Source organism: Olivibacter ginsenosidimutans, from assembly GCF_039542865.1.
Taxonomy (GTDB): domain Bacteria; phylum Bacteroidota; class Bacteroidia; order Sphingobacteriales; family Sphingobacteriaceae; genus Olivibacter; species Olivibacter ginsenosidimutans.
On record NZ_BAABIQ010000039.1, the window covers coordinates 79,320 to 101,612 of the forward strand.

Annotated in this window: 14 protein-coding genes; 5 read left to right on the forward strand and 9 right to left on the reverse strand. The window is 42.2% G+C overall.

What is annotated here, in order from left to right; genetic code table 11:
• Nucleotides 1-204 precede the first annotated feature (204 nt).
• From ABD930_RS14660 to ABD930_RS14680, 5 genes are all read left to right on the forward strand, one after another.
• Nucleotides 205-3,558, forward strand: a complete 3,354-nt coding sequence (locus ABD930_RS14660) for a TonB-dependent receptor (RefSeq protein ID WP_345232488.1) — start codon at nucleotides 205-207, stop codon at nucleotides 3,556-3,558.
• Nucleotides 3,559-3,605: 47 nt separating this feature from the next.
• On the forward strand, nucleotides 3,606-5,420 hold the full coding sequence (locus ABD930_RS14665) for a RagB/SusD family nutrient uptake outer membrane protein (RefSeq protein WP_345232489.1): 1,815 nt from the start codon (nucleotides 3,606-3,608) through the stop codon (nucleotides 5,418-5,420).
• 94 nt (nucleotides 5,421-5,514) lie between these two features.
• Complete coding sequence (locus ABD930_RS14670; RefSeq protein WP_345232490.1) at nucleotides 5,515-7,734, forward strand: glycoside hydrolase family 3 N-terminal domain-containing protein; 2,220 nt, start codon at nucleotides 5,515-5,517, stop codon at nucleotides 7,732-7,734.
• Between the two features lie 12 nt (nucleotides 7,735-7,746).
• Complete coding sequence (locus ABD930_RS14675; protein ID WP_345232491.1) at nucleotides 7,747-9,801, forward strand: alpha-galactosidase; 2,055 nt, start codon at nucleotides 7,747-7,749, stop codon at nucleotides 9,799-9,801.
• Nucleotides 9,802-9,840: 39 nt separating this feature from the next.
• Nucleotides 9,841-12,303: a glycoside hydrolase family 2 TIM barrel-domain containing protein gene (locus ABD930_RS14680; protein ID WP_345232492.1), complete on the forward strand. Its 2,463-nt coding sequence runs from the start codon at nucleotides 9,841-9,843 to the stop codon at nucleotides 12,301-12,303.
• Nucleotides 12,304-12,330: 27 nt separating this feature from the next.
• Here the strand turns inward: ABD930_RS14680 and ABD930_RS14685 are convergent, their stop codons facing one another.
• From ABD930_RS14685 to ABD930_RS14725, 9 genes are all read right to left on the reverse strand, one after another.
• Nucleotides 12,331-12,489, reverse strand: a complete 159-nt coding sequence (locus tag ABD930_RS14685; protein ID WP_345232493.1) for a hypothetical protein — start codon at nucleotides 12,487-12,489, stop codon at nucleotides 12,331-12,333.
• Nucleotides 12,490-12,513: 24 nt separating this feature from the next.
• Nucleotides 12,514-13,077: a hypothetical protein gene (locus ABD930_RS14690; RefSeq protein WP_345232494.1), complete on the reverse strand. Its 564-nt coding sequence runs from the start codon at nucleotides 13,075-13,077 to the stop codon at nucleotides 12,514-12,516.
• Between the two features lie 127 nt (nucleotides 13,078-13,204).
• Complete coding sequence (locus tag ABD930_RS14695; protein ID WP_345232495.1) at nucleotides 13,205-16,675, reverse strand: DEAD/DEAH box helicase family protein; 3,471 nt, start codon at nucleotides 16,673-16,675, stop codon at nucleotides 13,205-13,207.
• A gap of 45 nt (nucleotides 16,676-16,720) precedes the next feature.
• Complete coding sequence (locus tag ABD930_RS14700) at nucleotides 16,721-17,284, reverse strand: PIN domain-containing protein (RefSeq protein ID WP_345232496.1); 564 nt, start codon at nucleotides 17,282-17,284, stop codon at nucleotides 16,721-16,723.
• Nucleotides 17,274-17,729 (reverse strand): excisionase family DNA-binding protein, encoded by a 456-nt coding sequence (locus ABD930_RS14705; protein WP_345232497.1) that lies wholly within the window; start codon nucleotides 17,727-17,729, stop codon nucleotides 17,274-17,276. Before ABD930_RS14705 ends, ABD930_RS14700 begins: the two co-directional genes overlap by 11 nt.
• 88 nt (nucleotides 17,730-17,817) lie before the next feature.
• Complete coding sequence (locus ABD930_RS14710; protein ID WP_345232498.1) at nucleotides 17,818-18,843, reverse strand: hypothetical protein; 1,026 nt, start codon at nucleotides 18,841-18,843, stop codon at nucleotides 17,818-17,820.
• Nucleotides 18,844-18,862: 19 nt separating this feature from the next.
• Nucleotides 18,863-20,056: a restriction endonuclease subunit S gene (locus tag ABD930_RS14715; protein ID WP_345232499.1), complete on the reverse strand. Its 1,194-nt coding sequence runs from the start codon at nucleotides 20,054-20,056 to the stop codon at nucleotides 18,863-18,865.
• 1 nt (nucleotide 20,057) lies between these two features.
• On the reverse strand, nucleotides 20,058-21,533 hold the full coding sequence (locus ABD930_RS14720) for a class I SAM-dependent DNA methyltransferase (RefSeq protein ID WP_345232500.1): 1,476 nt from the start codon (nucleotides 21,531-21,533) through the stop codon (nucleotides 20,058-20,060).
• 133 nt (nucleotides 21,534-21,666) lie between these two features.
• Nucleotides 21,667-22,239 carry an outer membrane beta-barrel protein gene (locus ABD930_RS14725; protein ID WP_345232501.1) on the reverse strand — a complete coding sequence of 191 codons (573 nt, stop codon included), beginning with the start codon at nucleotides 22,237-22,239 and terminating at the stop codon, nucleotides 21,667-21,669.
• Nucleotides 22,240-22,293: the final 54 nt, after the last annotated feature.

Here is a 22,293-nt window from a genome sequence, read left to right on the forward strand (position 1 = left end):
TTATTAGACAAGATATAGACTTTAAACGTTAGAGGCGCGTCAACGCCCCCAACGCTTCATCAGCAAGGCTGATGGCAGGTCAAAAATTCTATTTTTGTTCAGCTAACAAAACAATTATTAAACCTACATAGTCAAATGTATAAAATTTTTACTGCATTCTTTTTAAAGAAATGCCAAACTGTTTTTTATAATTTTTTTCTGATCATGAAACTTGCATTCGTTCTACTCTTAATTACCTGCATACAGGTAAATGCAAAAAGTTTCGCACAAAATGTCAGTATCCGAGCATCCAACACTTCATTGTTAACCGTTTTAAAGCAGTTGAGGAAACAAACTGGATATGACTTCTTGTATAATTTCCAACTGATAAAGAACGCTAAACCGGTGTCGGTCAACTATGAAAATGCATCGCTAACAGAGGTCCTTGATGCTTGTTTAACTCCGCAGCAATTAACATATCGTATTGAAGAGAGTACGGTTGTCATTAAAAAAGCTCCTTCGATTACTACCAATGCGGTAGACCAAATCGAAAGCGCTTCACAAGCAACTCCACAGCAAATGCAGGTATCTGGAAAGATTGTTGATGAGCGTGGTGATCCTCTCCCGGGTGTAAGTGTTTATATTAAAGGGAACACCGATGTGACCCAATCTGATGCAAACGGTAATTACCAAATTACAGTTGCCAGTGGTACCGAAACGTTGGTTTTTAAGTTTGTCGGTTACAAGTTTCAGGAAATTGCGGTAGATACCCGTAGGCGAATCAATGTTACTATGGAACCAGATATTGCCAGTTTAGATGAAGTAGCCGTCGTAGCCTACGGTACCCAGCGAAAAGAAAGCGTGGTTGCCTCTATTTCAACAGTTAATGTACACGACGTAAAACAGGCCGCACCACGTTCCTTAACCAATGCTTTAGCAGGGAAAGTTTCTGGGCTTATTTCGGTTCAACGGAGTGGAGAACCGGGATATGATGATGCGCAATTTTGGATTAGAGGAATCAGTACGTTTGGTGCTGGAGCCCAACCCTTGGTGCTCGTGGATGGAGTAGAACGGCCAATAGCCAATATAGAGCCGGAGGAGATAGAAACATTTTCTGTGTTAAAAGATGCGGCAGCTACGTCTGTCTACGGTATAAGAGGAGCGAATGGCGTTATTTTAGTCACCACTAGAAGGGGGGCGAGCCAAAAACCGAGCATCAGTTTCAAAATGGAAAGCGGAACAAATAGGCCTACCGATTTACAGCAATATGTAGACGGACCTACTTGGTTGGAGTTATACAATGAGGCCCAGGTGGCCACTAATCCGAACTTTGCTACGCCATATACACCCGAAATTATTGAAAAATATCGATCTGGTGAAGATCCATATCTATACCCAAATGTGGATTGGCTTGATATGATGATGAAAGATCAATCATCCAATCAAAGAGCTAACTTAAATATTACTGGTGGCAGCGAGATGGCGAAGTACTTCGTTTCCGCAGGCTACTATCAGGAAGATGGTATATGGAAAGGAGACAATTTAAACGACTATAATACAAACGCCAAATTGAAACGCTATAATTTCCGTGCGAATATTGATGTGAATCTCAATAAAGATACAGAGCTTAGTTTGGGTTTAGGCGGCATATTAGTAACTGCAAACTATCCTGGGACAGGCAATGGTGATATCTGGGGTGCTATTCAGAATAATACCCCAATAGGTTATTCTCCTACCTATCCTGATCCAAAGGATCCGAATGGTTTTGTGTATGGAGGGATAAGCAGTTTAATCAACCCTTATGCCCAATTAACGGGTACCGGTTTTAAAACACAATGGCGAAACAATATCCAGTCTGACCTCACGCTAAAGCACGATTTGTCCCGATTTGTAAAGGGGTTATCCGTTCAAGGAAAGTTCGCATTCGATGGCTACAATTATCATTATATTAACCAAACGCGGGCATATTTAGCCAATAGTGATCAGGTTGATAAATATTATGCAACAGGTCGAGACGAGAATGGTAATCTGATATTGAGCCAGCTCGTGACCGGAAAAGCCGATCTGACTTTCGGCAAGTCATCCAGTGGAGATCGCCGAATCTATATTCAAGCTAATATCAATTATAGCCGCAGTTTTGGCAAGCACGATGTAAAGGGCTTGCTCTTATATAATCAACAAGATTACCAAAATGCGGATGCCGGAGATGCCATTAGTGCCTTGCCTTTCAGACTTCAGGGATTGGTTTCCAGACTTTCCTATGGTTACAATAACCGTTATTTTGCAGAATTCAGTGCGGGTTATAACGGCTCGGAAAATTTTGCAAAAGGTCATCGCTTTGGTTTCTTCCCGTCTGCCGCAGCAGGTTGGATACTTTCTGAAGAATCTTTCTTCAAAAATCATGTAAAAGGAATTGAGTACTTAAAGTTTAGAGGTTCATGGGGAACCAAAGGTAATGATCAAATCGGCGGGCGAAGATTTGCGTATTTAACAACGGTGGGCGGTGGAAATGGTGCTTATTACTTTGGTATAGATGGCAATAACCGTTTTGATGGTAGAGGAGAAGATCAATGGGGTTCGAACTTGACGTGGGAAAAGGAAAGGGAGATTGATTTGGGCCTAGAGATGCGGTTCTTGAAAGGATTCAGCTTACAAGCCGATGTGTTTAAACGCCACCGAGATGGAATATTTTTACAACGTGCCTCATTACCTGCCATGCTAGGTTTAAAGAATAACCCTTATGGTAATCTAGGCGAGATGGAAAATAAGGGTTTCGAAGCAACATTGGAGTATCGGGCAACTTTAGGGCAGGTAGATCTCTCTTTCCGCGGTAATTATACGTTTGCTAGGAACAAATTGCTCAATACCGACCAGCCAGATTATACCTATGCTTATCAAAACAGGGTTGGAAAGCGGTATAACCAACCGTTCGGACTTATCGCTGTGGGCTTGTTCCATGATCAGGAGGAAATTGATCATTCGCCTACACAACAATTTGGTACGGTAAGGCCGGGTGATATTAAATACCTAGACTATAATGACGATGGTGTTGTAAATACGTTTGATGCGGTAGCCATTGGTAATCCACCGGTACCGGAAGCCATATATGGTTTTGGTACGACAGTCGCCTTCAAAGGTTTTGATTTTTCGATGTTTTTTCAAGGGAGCGGACCTGCTAGCTTTACTCTTGGAGGTAAGGGGTGGTACCCGTTTGAAGGGGGTGGATTGATCGGAAACTTGAATATTAATAGTTTAGATCGGTGGACGCCCGAAAACCCAAGGCAGGATGCCTTATTTCCAAGGCTTTCTTTTGGTACAAACTCCAATAATTATCAAACGTCCACTTGGTGGCAGCGTGACGCAAGTTATCTGAGGTTAAAGTCGGCCGAAATCGGTTATACCATCCCGAAAAGGTTAACAAATAAATTGAAAATAAATACGCTACGTGTTTATGCTAATGGTTTGAATCTATTAACCTGGAGCAGTTTTGATTTTTGGGATCCGGAATTGGGCAGTGCAAATGGTGGCGCTTATCCCATTCAGAAAACCATCAATTTCGGAATTAACCTGAACTTTTAACGTTGAAGATAGACAAACTAATCCAATAAAGCTTTAAGTAACAGATTATGTTCAATAAAAAATCTATATATTTTATACTAATCGCCTCAACAATTATCTTGTTTTCTTGCGAAAAGTACCTGGACAAACAGCCCAATGATATGTTGACGATCGATGAAGTGTTTTCTACTAGGTTGGAAACAGAAAAGTATCTGGCCAGTGTCTACAGTTATATTCCCGATCCATTGGTTTGTAATGGCGTAAATTATACCCCGCTTTCGGATGAAGCGGACTGGGTGTTTAACTGGCCTCATCAGCAGATTAACACAGGCAATTGGTCGCCGGTAAACACACCCTATAATATATGGGCCAAATACTATCAAGGTATCCGATCTGCCAGTACCCTTATCCATCGCGTAGGCGAATGTCAAGAATGTGAGGACCTTAACCCGGGTATTACCGTTCAATATCGAGAAGAAGCAAGGGTACTTCGTGCTTTTTATTATTTTCTCTTGATCAGGCAATACGGGCCTGTCCCTCTTCTTCCAGATGAACCGTTGGCTATTGATGCACCTTTATCTGAGATTCAGCTACCACGGAACTCATACGATGAGTGTGTCGATTTCATTGTTTCGGAGCTGGATAAAGCGCAAGCTATTTTACCGGATAAGCCTACCAATACAAACGATTATGGTAGAGCTACCGCTGGCCTGGCTAGTGCTTTGAAAGCTAGGGTGTTACTTTATGCTGCTAGTCCTTTGTGGAATGGGAATAGCGATTACGCGGATTTTAAGAATACCGATGGTAAGCAACTTATTAATCAAATATATGATGAAAATAAATGGAAAAAAGCTGCTGAAGCAGCTAAAGCCATCATTGATCGTATGCCCGACGGACTATATAAAAAGAATGATGCCAGTGGAAATTTCGACCCCTATTTGTCTTATCAATATGTGTTTTTAGACCGATGGAATAAAGAGGTCATTTGGGGCAGACCGAGAACCGGTGATGAGGTTCGTTGGGAGCGTTGTGCCTCGCCTCGCCAGCTGAATGGTTATATCGGTCTTTCACCCAGTCAACAACTCGTTGATGAATACGAAATGGCAAACGGGTTAAGCCCTTTTGCAAAGGAAAGTACAACCGCAAACCCGGTTATCAATCTGGCATCAGGATATTCCGAAACGGGTTTTTCGGAGACAGCTACCAAATATACGAAAGCAGGTATCTATAATATGTACGTTGGAAGAGAACCGCGTTTTTATGCTACAGTAGGTTACAATGGCATGGATTGGCTTTATAAAGGCGCAGACGGTAAAACCATCACTCGGGTAGAACTCTATTCAACGGGAAGGGATGGGTACAATGGCTCAAATGACCACTCTACAACCGGTTATACCTCCGTTAAATTGGTGCATCCCGACAGTGATGTGAAAAATTCGAAGCATGTATTGAAATCGTGGATATTCTTCCGGTTAGCAGAAATGTACTTGAATTACGCTGAAGCACTAAACGAATACGATCCAACCAATACAGATATTTACAAATACATTAACTTGGTACGTGAAAGAGCTGGTATGCCAGAGATACCTTCCGGTCTTGACCAAGATGAATTGCGCCAACGTATCAGACATGAGCGCAGGATAGAACTAGCCTTCGAAGAACATCGCTTCTGGGATGTAAAGCGTTGGAAAATTGCAGAGGAAACGGATGCCGCCCCCATTTATGGGATGAACGTAAGAGCCGGCACCAGTTTTACAGATCTGAGTTTTTATAAGCGTACAGTTGCTGAATCACGTGTGTTTGAGAAAAAACACTTGTTATGGCCGATTCCTCAATCAGAAATCGAGCGAAATATAAATTTAGTTCAAAATCCCGGGTGGTAACCACGATCATTTATCATTCCATCCTACCGATATCGGTTCGGTAGGATGAATGAAATAAAAGCCAATAAGGGTCTATAGTCAGACGCTACTATATATGAAAAAAATTTTAATAATACCTTGCTTATGGTATGCAGTAGCATTTGCTCAACTAGCACCATCTGCAGTTGATGGTAAAGTCGAAGCACTGATGGCCCGAATGACACTGGAAGAAAAAATCGGACAACTAAATCAATATTCGAGTGATCGACTGACAACCGGACCTGTACGGCCTAATAGCGACAAATATAACGATATAAGGCAAGGCAAGGTCGGGTCGATGCTCAATGTGAAGGGTGCGAAAGAAACACGGATGGTGCAGGAACTCGCTTTACAATCCCGATTAAAAATTCCATTATTATTCGGGATGGATGTTGTGCATGGATACCGCGTCACCTTTCCAATCCCGTTAGCCGAAGCAGCAAGTTGGGACTTAGAGGCCATACAATTGTCTGCGCGTATCGCAGCAAAAGAAGCTGCTGCCGCCGGCCTACATTGGGCTTTTGCTCCCATGGTTGATATCGCTCGTGATCCAAGATGGGGACGTGTCATGGAAGGAGCTGGAGAAGACCCTTACTTAGGGGCGCTCATTGCTACCGCTAGAGTTACGGGCCTTCAAGGAAAAGGCTTGGGTCAATTAGATGCTGTGATGGCTTGCGCGAAACATTTTGCGGGTTACGGAGCAGCCATAGCGGGAAGAGATTATAATTCGGTGGATATGAGCGAACGCATGCTATGGGAAGTGTACCTGCCACCTTTTAAAGCCGCTGTAGATGCAGGAGCTGCAACGTTTATGACCGCTTTTAATGATCTGAATGGTGTTCCTGCCACGGCTAATGTGCATTTGTTGCGCAACATCCTAAAAACAAAATGGCAATATCCGGGCTTTGTGGTAAGCGATCACAGCGCGGTAATTGAGTTGATCAACCATGGTGTCGCGGCAGATAAGGCAGAAGCAGCAAAAGCGGCCATATTTGCAGGTTGCGACATGGATATGGAAGGTCATGCCTATATCGAAACCCTCAAACAACTCGTTCAAGCAGGAAAGGTACCTATCGAGCTGATAGACGATGCGGTAAGGAGAATACTGCGTATCAAATTTGAACTCGGCTTATTCGATGATCCTTTCCGTTTTAGCGATGAAAATCGAGAGCAAAGGGTGCTTAATGCTCCCGAACATCATCAAGCAGCCTTAAAAATGGCGGAGAAAAGTGTGGTATTGCTGAAAAATTCTGCGGCTACCTTACCATTAACTGGTGATTTAAAATCGATCGCCGTTATCGGGCCATTAGCGAAATCCAATTGGGATATGCGGGGTAGTTGGTCTGTATATTGGCCAGAAGATCATATGACATCTTTATACGAAGGTTTACAAGCTAGGGTGGGCAAAGCAACACAACTGCTTTATGCCAAAGGTTGTGGTATTGCCGATACGTCAAAGAAAGGCTTTGCAGAAGCCGTTGCGATAGCCAAGAAGGCTGATGTGGTTATTATGGCCTTGGGCGAATCAACGGATATGACGGGTGAAGCAAAAAGCCGTGCACATATTGAAATTCCAGGTGTACAGGAGGAATTAGTCAACGCAATAAAATCAACAGGAAAAAAAGTAATTGTCTTAATGATGTCTGGACGACCGCTGATCTTTCCTTCAACTGCTAAAAATGCGGATGCAATTCTCTATACCTGGTGGTTAGGCAGTGAGGCAGGCCACGCAATGGCAAATGTTTTATATGGAGATTACAACCCTTCAGGTAAACTACCCATCACCTTCCCCCGCATGGAAGGGCAGATTCCCATCTATTACAGTCACCGTAACACCGGTAGGCCACTGGTTGAAGGACAAAATACGAACTATCGTTCTAAATACCTAGATGTGAGCAATGAACCGGCATTTGCATTCGGTTACGGACTAAGTTATACCACTTTTGAATTTAGCGACCTACGGTTGTCACAAAAGACAATGAGCGCCACTGATACGCTTACCTTAAGCTGTGTGTTGAAAAATACAGGCCACTATACCGGAGAAGAAGTGGTGCAACTGTATATTCAAGATCCGGTTGCAAGTATTGCCCGGCCGGTAAAAGAGTTAAAGGGGTTTAAAAAAATAAAGTTAAAACCTCAGGAAAGTAAAAAAGTTACCTTTGCCATCGATAAAGAAATGCTATCTTTCTTTGACGAACAGTTGCAATGGAAGGCAGAACCCGGAAAATTTAACGTACTATTGGGCAATTCTTCTGATAATATACTACTGAAAGAGACATTTGAACTCATAAATTAGCATTGCGGAAAAATGATGAAATATTTATATGCCATTTTATTTACGTTTATAGCTTGTGCCCAAGGTCAAGCACAAGATTATTACAGCCGTTTGGAAAACGATACACTGACCATCGGGAATAAGCTGATTGAACGGAAATTCATTTGGAACCATGGAAACTTAATCACTTATAGCCTCGCCGATAAGCGTGCGGATCAATGTTGGTTGAATCAAAATGAATCGCCAGACTTCCATATTGTAGACGGCCGGGTCACTGCAACGAACGCATCGTATCAGGCTACCGAAGTGAAAGAAACCGTCATACACCCGGCCTATCTGGAGACCATCGTTACCTTTTCTTTAGGAAATACAGCAGTCAAAAGGGTGTACCGAATATATCAAGATTGTCCAGCAATTGCCTGCGATACCTACCTAAAAGGAAGCAGCGAGGCGAATTGGGATGGAAAGACGGCCAACTTGGCTGATATGAAAAATATCGAGTCTACCGCAGACATGCAATCCAAGCAAGTAACTGCCGTGCTTGACCAAATCAAGCTACAAGGATTTCATTGGCAGACAAAAATCGTGGAATTTCAGGATGTCACAGATTGGAATAATAACCTGGTTTTTGAAACGAATATCATCCCTTATCGAAAAAATTCCTATCGGGGAAATTTGCTTTTCGCTCGTAACAATGAAAATGGAAAAGGCTTCTTTATGCTAAAAGAAGCACCTTCTTCGAGTGTGCAACTGAATTACAATGGCCATGACTTTATTACGGCATTCGGGCATTTTCAAATGACTGGCTTGGGTATATCTGCGAAAGATATCCGCAATGATGAGTGGCGTAAAGCATATGGCTGCGTAATCGGGGTTGGTACGAATGAATTAAACCAACTGTTGGCCTTGCGTACTTATCAAAAGCATTTGCGAAAACTACTTCCTGAGCGAGATGAAATGGTTATGATGAACACTTGGGGCGATCGCAGTCAGGATTCGAAAGTGAACGAGAAATTCAGCTTAATCGAAATTGAAAAAGCTGCCCGATTGGGTATCACTCATTTTCAGATAGATGATGGATGGCAGATTGGCAAAAGCCCGAACTCTGCCGTAGCCAAAGGTTCGTTTAAAAATATCTGGGATAATCCCGACTATTGGAAGCCAGATCCGCAAAAATATCCGAATGGATTCCGGCCGATTATAAAGAGAGGGAAGGAGCTCGGTATAGAAATTTGCCTGTGGTTTAATCCAAGCGTTCAGCACGATTATGCGGATTGGGAAAAAGATGCACAGGCCCTCATTTCCCTGTATAAACAATATGGCATTCGTACCTTTAAAATAGACGGCCTAGCCATTCCTAATAAGCAATCAGAAATCAACCTGCGCCAGTTTTTCGATCGGGTGCTTGAAGCAACCGACCATCAGGTGGTCTTTAACTTAGACGCTACTGCCGGAAGGCGCGGGGGCTATCATATGTTTAATGAATATGGGAACATATTTCTTGAAAATCGCTATACCGATTGGACGAACTACTATCCCTACTGGACTTTACGCAACTTATGGTGTCTATCTAAATATGTTCCGGCGGAGAAGTTGCAGATCGAGTTTTTAAATAAATGGCGAAATGCAAATAAATATAAGCAGGATGCTTTTGCACCGGCAAACTATTCGTTCGACTATTTATTTGCCACCACCATGGCCGGTCAGCCTCTGGCTTGGTTTGAAGCTAGTGGCCTGCCGGAAGAGGCTTTTTCCATCTCCGGGCTTATAGATCAGTATAAAAAAGTGCAACACGATTTTCATCTGGGCACTATTTTACCAATCGGCGATGAACCATCGGGTAGATCGTGGACAGGATTTCAGTCGATTAAGGAAGATCGCGGCTATCTTATTTTTTACCGGGAAGATAATCCGAATAAGACGGCCTTTGTCCAAACTTGGTTGCCAGAAGGTACCCAGGTAAAATGTGTTCCCATACTGGGAAAAGGAAAGGCTTTTTCACAGCTTGCCGGACATAAAGGCACGTTGAAGATCACATTGGCTGATAAAAATAGTTTTGTGCTGTATCGGTACGAAATAAGTAAGTAGTTGAAAAATAAATAAAATAATCCATATAGATACTATAACATGTTGTACATCCGATTAACGCTGCTACCTTTCTTTTTCTTTTGCTGTTTGCTCATCGATGCAAAATCGCAAACCATACGCGAAGAATTTACCCTAGAGAAAAATTGGCGTTTTACAAAAGGAGATAAGCCCGAGGCAAAGCAAAAGGATTATGACGATCGTAAATGGGAGGTGGTAACGGTTCCCCACGATTGGGCTATCTATGGCCCCTTTGACCGGAGTTATGATTTACAACAGGTTGCGGTAACACAGAATGGCGAGTCGGTTGCGTCAACCAAAACCGGGCGCACCGGCGGACTTCCCTATGTCGGTATAGGCTGGTACCGGAATACATTTCATATTGCACAGTTCGATAAAAATAAAAAGCGGGTATCGCTCGTTTTCGATGGAGCTATGAGTGAGGCACATGTTTACGTAAATGGCAAAGAGGCTATTTTCTGGCCTTATGGTTATAACGCCTTTCACTGCGATGTAACCGATTTGTTGAATGCTGATGGAAGAAATAATGTCTTGGCTATTCGTCTCGAAAATAAGGAGCAATCCTCCCGGTGGTATCCGGGGGCTGGATTATACCGTAATGTACACGTCATCAGTAGCAACAACATACATGTTCCGGTTTGGGGTACTTATGTTACAACGCCATTTGTATCAGAAGCATATGCCTCGGTCAAACTGAAAACGGATATCGCAAACTGCGGAGAAGTAGATGTGCGGGTGCTGACCGTCATAAAAGATGGTGAGGGAAAGGTTGTTGCTCAAAAAGATAATACCTTGGGCATGCATCATGGTCAACCTTTTGAGCAAAATTTTATTGTCGATCAACCCAATTTATGGTCGCCAGAAACGCCCTATCTGTATAAAGCTATTTCCAAAGTATATAAAGATGGAAATTTGGTAGACGAATATACTACCCGTTTTGGCATACGGGATATCCGCGTGATTGCCGATAAAGGCTTTTTCCTTAATGGCAAAAGACGTAAGTTTCAGGGTGTGTGTAACCATCATGATTTAGGGCCTTTGGGCGCTGCGGTGAATGTGGCTGCCTTGCGCCGTCAGCTCACCTTATTGAAAGATATGGGCTGTGATGCCATCAGAACCTCCCATAATATGCCCGCCCCGGAGTTGGTTGATTTATGTGATGAAATGGGTTTTATGATGATGATAGAACCGTTTGATGAGTGGGATATCGCCAAATGTAAAAATGGTTATCACCGGTTTTTTAACGAATGGGCCGAAAAGGATATGGTGAATATGCTTCATCATTATCGCAACCATGCCAGTGTAGTCATGTGGAGTATAGGCAATGAAGTGCCTTCGCAATGTAGTCCAGAAGGGTATAAAGTTGCTGCTTTTTTGCAAGATATATGCCATCGCGAAGATCCCAGTCGGCCGGTAACTTGCGGCATGGATCAGGTATCCTGTGTGTTAGAAAACGGCTTTGCTGCATTATTGGATATTCCTGGACTAAATTACCGGGCAAATCGGTATGAAGAAGCTTATCATCGGTTGCCGCAAAACCTAGTTCTTGGAAGCGAAACGGCTTCTACCGTCAGCTCACGGGGCGTATATAAATTTCCGGTAGAAAAGAAAACGGACGCGCGCTATGACGACCATCAATCTTCTGCTTATGATCTGGAATATTGTAATTGGTCTAACACGCCTGACGTAGATTTTGCTATGGCCGATGATTTTGACTGGAGCATGGGGCAATTTGTATGGACCGGATTTGATTACCTGGGCGAACCCACGCCTTATGATAAAGATGCATGGCCAAACCATAGCTCTATGTTTGGAATCATTGATCTAGCCAGTATTCCTAAAGATCGCTATTATTTATATCGGAGCGTTTGGAACAAAAATGCCCATACCCTACATATTCTGCCGCACTGGAATTGGAAAGGACGCGAAGGGCAGCAAACGCCGGTATTTGTGTACACCGATTATCCAGCGGCCGAGCTGTTTATTAATGGTAAGAGCTATGGTAAGCAAGTGAAAAATAAGGCCAGTGTAGAAAGCCGTTATCGTTTCATGTGGATGGACGCTATTTACGAACCCGGAGAAGTGAAGGTGATAGCCTATGATGATCAGGGAAATCAGGTAGCGGAGAAGAAGGTTGTGACAGCAGGTAAGCCCGATCATATTGAGTTGATTCCCGATCGTACAGCGCTCGCCGCAGACGGTAAGGACTTGGTCTATATGAACGTCCGGATAGTTGACAAAGATGGTAATTGGTGTCCAGCCGAGAGCCGACTTGTCAAATTTTCGGTTTCAGGAAGTGGGAAATACCGCGCTTCGGCAAATGGAGATCCCACCAGTTTGGATGCTTTCCACTTGCCGCAGATGCACTTGTTTAGCGGACAGCTAACCGCTATTGCACAAGCCGGAGAACAAGAAGGGATGCTTATCTTTGAGGCAAAAGCAAAAGGAGTCCGCTCGGCTAAAATTGCTATCAACGTTAAGTAAGGTACGATCTAAGCTTGCTGCTTTCCGCTATCGCCTGCCAAATACAAAAGCGTAACCCAGTTCCACGTTTAGATTTTGTCCAAAGCGAGCAGAACGGACCTTATTCCTCGAGATTTCTTCATCTCCCTTGGTATAAATTGCTTCTCCCCATGCTTTTTGCAGGGGGTGTTCGGCAGTAATACCCATAAACAAATACCCTTTGCGGAATAGTCAGAAATGACCGTTTAATCCGGCTTGCATATTAAGGAGCGCTCCTTTCATTTGATAGTGCAACGTGGTGCCTTCTTCCTTTAAATCAATTTCTCGATCCCGTCCCCAATCATTCACCGTATATCCCAATCCTAATTGGGGCAGTATTTCCCATCGGCCAGCTTGTATGCGGTATTGAATGCCTCCGTCTAATGTTAATTTAAGGGCTTCGAATGCACCAAAAATGCCTTCTACGACATCTTCTTTATGTATGCCGATATGAGAGGGATCTAATATGGCTGGTCGCTCTGTCGAATAATAATTGGCACCATAGCCTGCATACCATAGCCATTTTTTTGAAAAAGCATGCTGTACGCGGAAACGCTGTTGCCCGCCTAAGTTTGGGCGTTTGCTTAATAAAGGAGATGTTGACGCATGCCGCATCAATACGATACCGCCACTTAATTTGATCGACCAATAACGGTCGGCAATATAGGCGGATGCAGTGTCATGCTGGGCGTAGGTCGGCAAGAACGAGAAAACAAAAGAAAAGAAGGAAAGAGCCGTAAGGAAAAGGTTTTTCATCAGTATAATAGCTGTTAATAATTAAGTACTGCAAAAGCAAACGACGGTTATTTTCAAATCGCTACACGGGATGTTAACGTTTAGGTATAATTTGAAGAAATAGCGAGGTTGAAATTTAGTGGTGCTATTACGCCCCTTCCGCATTTCCATTTACCTCCTTAATCAAACTAATCAGTTTATGTGCGCTATTGTCTTCAAACAATCCGATCACACCACTATCATCCATATCGGTGAACGGCGGAGAGGTTAGACTTGCCGGGTCAAGGAAACCATTTTTCATAAAGTAACGCACTACAGTGTCTACAAATTTAATCTGTCTACTGGAGAGGTTGGCGTCTTTAATAAACCCGGCAAAGTGTTGGTTGATCGCCTCCTGATCGAGGCCGATGATTCGGCGTATGAATGTTCCCAAAGGTTGTTCGCCAAATTCCTGAACAAACTTCTCTTTGCTGTCCAACGCTTCTACAATTAAGTACTGTTCCAATTGCTGCAGTTCAAAAGTGTTGATTGGCAAGTTTCGGTAAAGTTTATCAATCACCAGGTGATTTTTATTTTTCCTTATAAACGCTTCGACACGATCTTTATAGCTTTGGAGGTTTTGGAAATTTTTGATGATGTCGTATGCTGCCACCTCTTCCTCCAATAGGTTGTCCTGGATGTTGGTATAAATGGGTTTTACTGTGTTTTCTTCTTTTAGTAAATGAATAAGGTCACGAAGTTCCTTCCGGATATGTTCTATTTGGGTGATCGACACAGCTGTCCACCATTCAGCGGAAGTGACTTGACGAATCGTGGCTTCTTTTGCGGAAACAGCTGGTACATTTCTTTTCTGTAAAAGACGTTTTCCAATATCCATTATATTTTGCATAATACTGCTTTGCCTTGACGATCGGTTCAGTAAGGCCGATTGCAATTTATAACTGTTCAGGTCGAAGCGTTTCGCCATTTCATCGGTATCGGCTGTATAGGGAATGAGATGGGAAACTTCCAACTCCAATTCCAATATATCGGACTTAGATAGATTATTCCATTTTTCACGAACACTGAAGCGATGTACAGCAGCCAAGTGTTTACGCACTTCATAACGTTGCTGATCTAAGGTTACTACCTTCTTATGCAGTTCATCAAGATAAGTATGTGCTAAATCCAATTCTTCCGTTGTAGCATCGCTATTCTTCTGAATCAATTCAGCTACATATAGTTGTTCCAAAAATAAAAGCTGTGTCAGTGAACGTTGAGGAGTGGCTTGCATACCGTCCGGATGCTCTCCAAAAAACTCCAGGTTTTGGCAATAGTCGAATATAATGAAGTACTTTTTATCCTTCCCAGGTCCAAAGATATTTGGCGCTAAGCGGGTACCGCGACCTACCATCTGCCAAAACTTAGCGTAAGATTTCACCTCTTTGAAAAATACCAGGTTCAACACACGTGGAGCATCGACACCGGTGTCCATCATATCCACGGAGATAGCGATCTGCGGATCAATTTCCTCCTTATCATAGCAGAATTTCTCCAACAAGTCTTGCGCTTTATCTTGGTAGTTGTCAATCACCCTGCAGAAGCTTCCAGCATATTCCGGAAAGTTTTTATTAAAGCGTTCTTCAATGAAAACAGCATGACGATGGTTTTTGGCAAAGATAATGGTCTTACCTATCTTATCACCTCCGGCCACTTTTAATCCGTTTTCCATGAGATGGGCTAGCACTTTATCAATCGTATCCTCATTAAAAAGGAAGGAGTTTACTTTAGACGCTCCAATTTCTAAACTATCCAATGCTGTACTATCGTCTCCATTTAGGCCTAGTTTCTCTTCCAATTGCCGCTTATCCTCTTCACTGAGGTCCTTATATTTTACCCCTTCACGTACTAATTTGACAGGTACCGAATAAGATTTTGGCGGAACCAAATAGCCATCCTGCACGGCTGTATCCAACTCATAGGCAAAAGTTGGTACGTCATCTTCCAGCTCAAAGAACGAATAGGTATTTTTATCCAGATCCTTCTTTGGGGTAGCCGTTAAACCAACCAGCAGTCCGTCAAAATATTCGAAGATCGATTGATACTTCTGATAGATCGAACGATGGGCTTCATCGATGATGATGACGTCAAAGTGCCCCACACCATAAAAGCGTTCTTCTGACTCCACCTGATTATTGATGTAGTTGAGTATGGTAGGATAAGTAGAGAACACGACGCGCGTAATGCCCGATTCCTTCTCTTTGGTCAAGTCAATAGCCGAAAGATGTGGGAGATATTCCTTAAAAGCATTCTTGGCCTGCGTTACCAAAGCATTCCGGTCGGCCAAAAACAGCACGCGTTTTGCCCAGTTACATTTCGTCAGCATATCCACTATGGCCGCCGCCGTTCGTGTTTTACCAGAGCCTGTTGCCATCACCAATAAGGCCTTGCGGTATTTTCCCCGCAGTTTCCCTTCTCTAAACGTCACAAAATGTTCTGCCAGCCTTTGGATAGCTTCCAGCTGATACGGTCGACCGGCAATTTCTGTGTTCACTTCAAAAGCGCGAATATCCTCGCGTATTTCCCTTCTCTTAATCAGTGTCTGCAGTTCCTCTTTCGTATAAAAACCATGTATTCTTCGCGGTCCGTAAAACAGATCATCCCAAATAAAGGTTTCATAACCGTTGGTATAAAAAATGATGGGCCGTTGCCCGGTGGCTTTCTCCAAACAATCGGCATACAAGGCTGCCTGATGCTTACCCTTATTGGAATCATGCAAAGTACTTTTAGCTTCCACAACAGCTAACGGTTTGGCATCATCATCCCATAACACATAGTCTATATAGCCCTTGCCAGAAGGATTAGTGGATTGTGGCATTCCGCTCACTTCATACTCGATATCGCGTGGTTTCTTTAGGTCGCTCCAACCTGACTCACGCAGATAGAGGTCGATTAAAAACTGGCGTGTTTCGAATTCGGACACCAACCTTGGCGGCTCGGGTAGTGTCGCAAAATGTTGCGCCCGTTCTTCCTTTTGCTGTGTTAGTTCACGTTGTAAAGCTTCAATCTGCTGGCGGAGAGACACATTGGCCGCCAAAGCACGTTGTTGTTCCAGGTAAGCTTCCTCCGTCCGTTGTTTTTCTGCTTCGACCTGTTGCTCGAATTGTCGTATGCTTTCGGCATTAATATCCCTGGTCTCTCCTTTAGGGATCAGTTCCTCGCTAAATGCAGGAATTTGGGGTACTTTATTCCCGTAGAATTTCGCTAGCCAAGCTAAAAATGAAAAGCTATATTTCAGCACCTTCAGCGCTTCGGTTTCCTTGATGGTCTTTACCCGGTTACTGGAACCGCCATGTGCCGCCACATTCCCCAATAAACGGATGGCATTCAGCTCCTCCCAAACAGAAGGGCGGATACTTTCTTTAAAAGAATCTTCGTTAAGTAGACTGTTGATCGACTTATCCAACGGCATCTCAAACTCTTTGTCGTTTTCGTACAGCCAGAACAAGGTAAACTCCAGTGTGGAACGACAAAGCAGTGCAGCATAACGTGGAGCTGTAAAAGTAAATTGTTCAGCTTGGGTAATTTCCGCATATATCCGAGGAAACTCTTCTGCCAAAAAGTCGAAGTTTGATGCCATTTACCTGTTTAAAGATGGTTTGGTATAAAGTTAACGAATATTTGTCTATAATAGAGAATGAAGGTAATCTGCCGTATCTTTTAACCCACATTTCCTCAATTGATCCAATACTTGGTATTCATCCAATTTTGGATTCTTTTTGTGCAGCACCATTTCCCGAAATGCTTGAATAGAAACTTCGTTTTTAAGATCGATGATATCCGTTAAAAAGTCGTCAGCCGTTTTTACACTTAAACCAAATGTACGAAGGTACTCCTCCGGAAAATCCTTGATATTATTAGATACGATTAAATTGGCATTGGCTTTAATAGCGGCAGCTAAAACATGACAATCATCAGGATCGGGTAATGTGAGGTTTGGTATAAGGCCTTCGTAATTTATGACAAGTGCATCCGGAAAAGCCTTGTTGGGAACATTTGTTCTTTTGATCGTTTCTTCTTCAGAAACACCTTTTCGGCGCATCACGCGTTTCCATTCCTCAAAGATATGGGCACTCCACTTAGGAGTATATAGATCATAATACGCAAACCATAATAAGAGATCCCGAGTAATCACCGGATAGATCACATTGGTATCCAATACGGCGGTAAAACGTACACTATGAATCATATAGTCCTAAATCTTCATCAAAATTCATCATATCAATCAAATGCTTTTTCTGTTCCTCCTTCATTTGCTTTTTGTATTCCACCACATCTTCAAAGAGGATTCTTCTATGTTTACCTATTTTGGTATACTGAATCTTTCCTTCTTCGAGTAATTTAACCAAATGCGGCCTGGAACATCCCAGCATTTCAGCAGCCTTTTGCGTGGTCACTTCGGTAGCTAGCGGAACAATAGAGATCGGCTTCCCCTCTGACATCGCTTTTAAGATGCCTCCGAATAATTTTAGCGCACGCAAAGGAACAACAATCTTGTCTTTCGTTTCCTCGATCTCGATTTCCGTCTGTTCGGTATGAAGCTGATCGATAACGGCTGTTAATGAATCATATGATTCCATGGCTGCTTTCTGTTCCGCTTTAGATGGCCTGCTAATTCTATCCAAGGTTTCCATGAGTTCTATTTTTTGTTTCAACAAAAACAAAAATAAACGAAATATTCGAAATAAACGAAAAAAATAATAGGATTATGCTTTAATTTTTTTATGAATTCAGTTTGAAGCCGAAACCATCTATCTTAAAAGTTTCCGGCAGGTCTGCGTTTAACTGCTTTTCGATATATTCTCGCAGCTGTTCACTATTGAGTGTAAAATTCATACGGTCAGTTTTAGTCACTTTGTCTATAGTCCCTAAATTCAATTGCTCAAACTCGACTTTAGCCTCATAATTAGGTATAGAAAAAAATAAGGGAGGTGGCATTTCCACTCGCATTTGCTCATAATACCCCTTCTTAAAATCGTATAGGTGTAATGGAAGAGGTATTACAAAAATAAAATCCTCATAATACAACGAAAAAAGATGAAAGGGTATATTCGTGTCCAGCTTTTTTTGGAATAACATGTATTTCAGACTGTCGACCCTATTAGCTCTTCCAACAGAATATATGCCTATTTTCGCCATAGAAGATAATTCTTCATTGTTCTCTTCATGAAGTAAAAAGTTTTGAATAAATTCTTTGTAATATGGGATATCGTCATCATTCATTATAGATAGGGCCATTTTTACCAGCGCCTTGTACATGAAAATAGGTTTATATGAAGTTTTGATTTGACAATAAATTTCATCTCCATTCACTTTTAAATCTTTGCCGGTAAAGTTAATCACTCCTTCATCGTTACGAGAGACATGCTGACTCCCGTCACTTGACTTAATCTTGGGTATTGCATGTTTACCCTTTGTGCCGTTGAGAATTCTGTAAACCTTAAGATATTCACCAAGGTATGTCTCATATTTAGCGAATTGTAAATTACATTTGTCACATTCAAAATCATTGAGTAGGAAATTGTTTCCCAAAAAATGAGAAATGCTATGCGCTTTCTTAGTAAAAATTGTTTCTGGATAGCTTTTGCCGCAGAAGCGGCATAATCGTTCCTTTTTGGCCTTTAGAGTCTGTCTGTCTCTATCTTTCTTAATGTCAACCAACTTGTTAACATGGTAATTTTTAAAAAAAGCATCAGAGCGACTTTTTTCGCTGGGATACGTATAAAGCTGAATTTTGTTTTGGTTCATTGTCATTACAGATTTATTTTTAGTCCGACGTTTGTCCAAGTTCGGTAGCGTTAACCAAATCACCTTTAAACGCTCGCTGTAATAAGGATTGAAATAATTCTTCCGATTTCGTTGAATTAGCCTTTTCTTTCAGCTCATTGATGAGTTCGATTTTTTTGGCAAAGGCTTGTTGGAGATGAAGAGGGGGAAGTAAAATATTAAAGTTTTTTATTTTTTGAAGTGTAAATCTTTTTATCGCAGCTCCAGCCATAAATTCTCTAATTAAATTCTCTTTCACAAAGTCTGCGTTCAGATAATATGTCAGGTAATCGTGATTTATAAAACTCTTATTGAGCTTAAATAATGCAAGACTCGACAACATACTAAATTCTTCTGTCAATGTGTTTACGGCTGCCATACCAGTTGTTGCCCCGTCCTTAATATATAACACATCTTGAAATTCAGGGTTGCACCTTTCAAAAATCTCTTTATGATCTGTTTCGGAAACATATGTTGGATTTGAATTAAAATCTAACTTGCAATTTTTAATATGTTTTGCTGTAACATATTTATAGCCTTCATTTGTGTTTTTTGGCGAATGGTGAGTACCATCCGTAATCTTTCTACAAATTTCCCCCAACTTCCTCACCTCCCAACCCTTTTCATTCTTCACTGGGTCGCCGAACATGTCGATAAAGATTGCTTGCGCAAGTTCATCGTATTTCCTTTGCAGTTCTTGGTCTTTTCTACGGAACTCATCGGCCTTATCTAAAATAGCAGCTATTTTTTCTTGGATAGGCTGTGGGGGAACAGGAATTTCGAAATTTGCTAACTCTTTCGTACTTATATTAGGCTGAGCTGCACCGCCTGCTTTTCTTAGAATATCGTCTTTAATTAAATTTAAGTAATTAAATATGTATGCCTGACAGATATTTGCTTTAGCTCTGATTAACCCCACGCGTTGGTTTAAATAGGCTTTTTGAGAATCAGTAAACATTCCAAATTTTCCAGTGGTTGCACCGGAGAGAGCAACTAAGATGTCCCCCTTCTTTATTTCGTACGCAGAATACTTCGGACTTTCTGTAATTGTGTATTGATAATCGATAACTATAGAGCTCTCGGTGATATTAGAAATTCGAACTAAAGGAATTTCATTATTCGTATATTGTTCACTTTGAAAAGCATACCCTCCAAGTATATCACAAATTACCCCTAACTTAACCTTCTCCCACATATTACAACAGCTCCTTTAATTCGTTCAACAATGCTTGGCGTTCACTATCAATCTGTGCAATCTGTTCCAAGATAACTAGCGGTTTCTCATAAGCCACTTCTTCATATACTACCTCCTTGTAGCGGTTAATGCTGAGGTCATACCCATTTGTCCGGATTTCATCCGCGGGTACGAAAAAAGATTGTTCCGTGCGTGCACGGCTGGTTTCCGCACCGATGTTTTTATATCGAGTGATAATATCCGGAATATCGTTCGCTGCAATCACACTGCGCTTGTCGTCCAGGCTGTAACCATCAGCTTTCATATCGTAATACCATACCTTATCGGTACCACCAGAGTTGGTTTTGGTAAAGATCAATATCGCCGTGCTCACCCCGGCATAGGGTTTAAACACTCCAGAGGGCATGGATATCACCGCCTGCAATTGCTGATTATCTACCAGCTCTTGGCGAATCGCTTTATGTGCGCCCGATGACCCGAACAATACACCATCCGGTACAATGACCGCAGCTCGGCCTCCTAAGGTCAGCATCCGCAGGATTAAGCTTAAAAATAGCAATTCAGTCTTCTTGGTCTTGGTGGTTTGAAGTAAGGAGCTCTCCACTTCGTTGTAATCCAACGCCCCTTTAAATGGCGGGTTAGCCAATATCAACGAATATTTGCTGGCAATGGTGTTGCGTTCTGCCAAAGAAGATCCCGAAAATAATACCGGGTTTTCAATGCCATGCAATTGCAGGTTCATGGAAGCAATGCGTAACATGGAAGGGTCAATCTCCATCCCGTTGAACATTTCACCATAAAAATGGTCACGAAATCTTTTATCTAAAAGCCAGTCCTCGTGCTGCTCGTGAATGTATTCAGCGGTGCTGACAAGGAACCCGGCTGTTCCCATGGCCGGATCACAGATCAAATCATCCTGCTGCGGCTGCATTAGCTCGACCATCATGCGGATAATATGCCTTGGCGTGCGGAACTGCCCGTTGGTTCCAGCCTCTGCAATTTTACTGAGCATGTATTCGTACAAATCACCCTTGGTATCGCGATTTTGCAAAGGAAGTTTATCGATTTGCTGCACTACCCTATCTAAAAGATTTGCACTTTCAATCATAAAAGTAGCACCCCGCATATATTGCGAAAATTTTCCACCGGTAGCGCCCAGTGTACGCATAAAATCAAAGGCGGTCAGGTTATCCAAGTCGGTCTGTGGCACACGGAAAATTTCCATCATATTTTCCGGGTCTAATTCCTTAAAATACGACCAACGGAGTTTATTTTGCTCCGGGTTATAAATGTCTTTCTTATTTGATTTCCCTAGAACGGTTTTCTCTTTATCGATCAGCTTTTGTCGGTCATCCAGCTGTTTGAGGAAAATCAAATAGGTAAATTGTTCAATGACAGTTAAGGGGTTGGAAATACCTCCTGTCCAGAAGTCGTTCCATATTTTATCGATTTGGGATCTAAGTTCTCCGGTGATCATGGTTTAAATTAAAAGTCAAAATTAAAAAGCCTCCTCCCATAGGGATGGTAAAAAATGCACCGTCTTGTTTAACGGTACATTTTTAATGGTATAAAGGTAATCATTTTGGTTGATCTGTTTAAATCGGTAAACGTTACCTCAAGCGGTAACTCAAACCCACGGTAGGCTGGATGGTCTGTATCTTTCTGTCCATATAATCTCCCTTATTATTGGCGCTAAGCATATCTACATTGAAGGATAAAGACCACTTTTCTGCTAGATGCGTGCGTATGCCAATACCCACATTGTAGGCAAAACCTGTCCCATCGATTTTATATCCTTCCAATTTCATGTTGGCTACGGAATAACCGATCTGTAACCGGGAGTCAAGGTCTACTTTTTCACTGATTGGGGTGGTAAATAGAGGGCCGGCGAGCAAGCCGCCATAATACCACATGCCATCGGATAAACCCAGGTAGCTGACATCAATATTGTGCGCACCCCCATACCAGTTAGCGGCGATGCCTACATGCTCACTGAATAAGTAACCGAAATTAATCAATGAAAGGTTAAGTCCGGTATTGGCTAATCCTTCATTCTTGAATTCGCCCATGGGGAATGAAGGACCAATGCTGATACCTATGTAACCTTTACGTTTATCTTGAGCGTTTGTTGATAAGGTGATCAGGGTGAAAATGATCATCATAGTGGTAAACTTTGCTTTCATGTTTTTTCTTTTTTTTGATGATTGATTTAATAATTACTTGTACAAAGATGAAAG

Coding starts and splice junctions, on each gene's coding strand:
- ABD930_RS14660 (WP_345232488.1), top strand. CDS start 205: ATGAAACTTGCATTCGTTCTACTCTTAATTACCTGCATACAGGTAAAT.
- ABD930_RS14665 (WP_345232489.1), top strand. CDS start 3,606: ATGTTCAATAAAAAATCTATATATTTTATACTAATCGCCTCAACAATT.
- ABD930_RS14670 (WP_345232490.1), top strand. CDS start 5,515: ATGAAAAAAATTTTAATAATACCTTGCTTATGGTATGCAGTAGCATTT.
- ABD930_RS14675 (WP_345232491.1), top strand. CDS start 7,747: ATGATGAAATATTTATATGCCATTTTATTTACGTTTATAGCTTGTGCC.
- ABD930_RS14680 (WP_345232492.1), top strand. CDS start 9,841: ATGTTGTACATCCGATTAACGCTGCTACCTTTCTTTTTCTTTTGCTGT.
- ABD930_RS14685 (WP_345232493.1), bottom strand. CDS start 12,489: ATGGGTATTACTGCCGAACACCCCCTGCAAAAAGCATGGGGAGAAGCA.
- ABD930_RS14690 (WP_345232494.1), bottom strand. CDS start 13,077: ATGAAAAACCTTTTCCTTACGGCTCTTTCCTTCTTTTCTTTTGTTTTC.
- ABD930_RS14695 (WP_345232495.1), bottom strand. CDS start 16,675: ATGGCATCAAACTTCGACTTTTTGGCAGAAGAGTTTCCTCGGATATAT.
- ABD930_RS14700 (WP_345232496.1), bottom strand. CDS start 17,284: ATGATTCATAGTGTACGTTTTACCGCCGTATTGGATACCAATGTGATC.
- ABD930_RS14705 (WP_345232497.1), bottom strand. CDS start 17,729: ATGGAAACCTTGGATAGAATTAGCAGGCCATCTAAAGCGGAACAGAAA.
- ABD930_RS14710 (WP_345232498.1), bottom strand. CDS start 18,843: ATGAACCAAAACAAAATTCAGCTTTATACGTATCCCAGCGAAAAAAGT.
- ABD930_RS14715 (WP_345232499.1), bottom strand. CDS start 20,056: ATGTGGGAGAAGGTTAAGTTAGGGGTAATTTGTGATATACTTGGAGGG.
- ABD930_RS14720 (WP_345232500.1), bottom strand. CDS start 21,533: ATGATCACCGGAGAACTTAGATCCCAAATCGATAAAATATGGAACGAC.
- ABD930_RS14725 (WP_345232501.1), bottom strand. CDS start 22,239: ATGAAAGCAAAGTTTACCACTATGATGATCATTTTCACCCTGATCACC.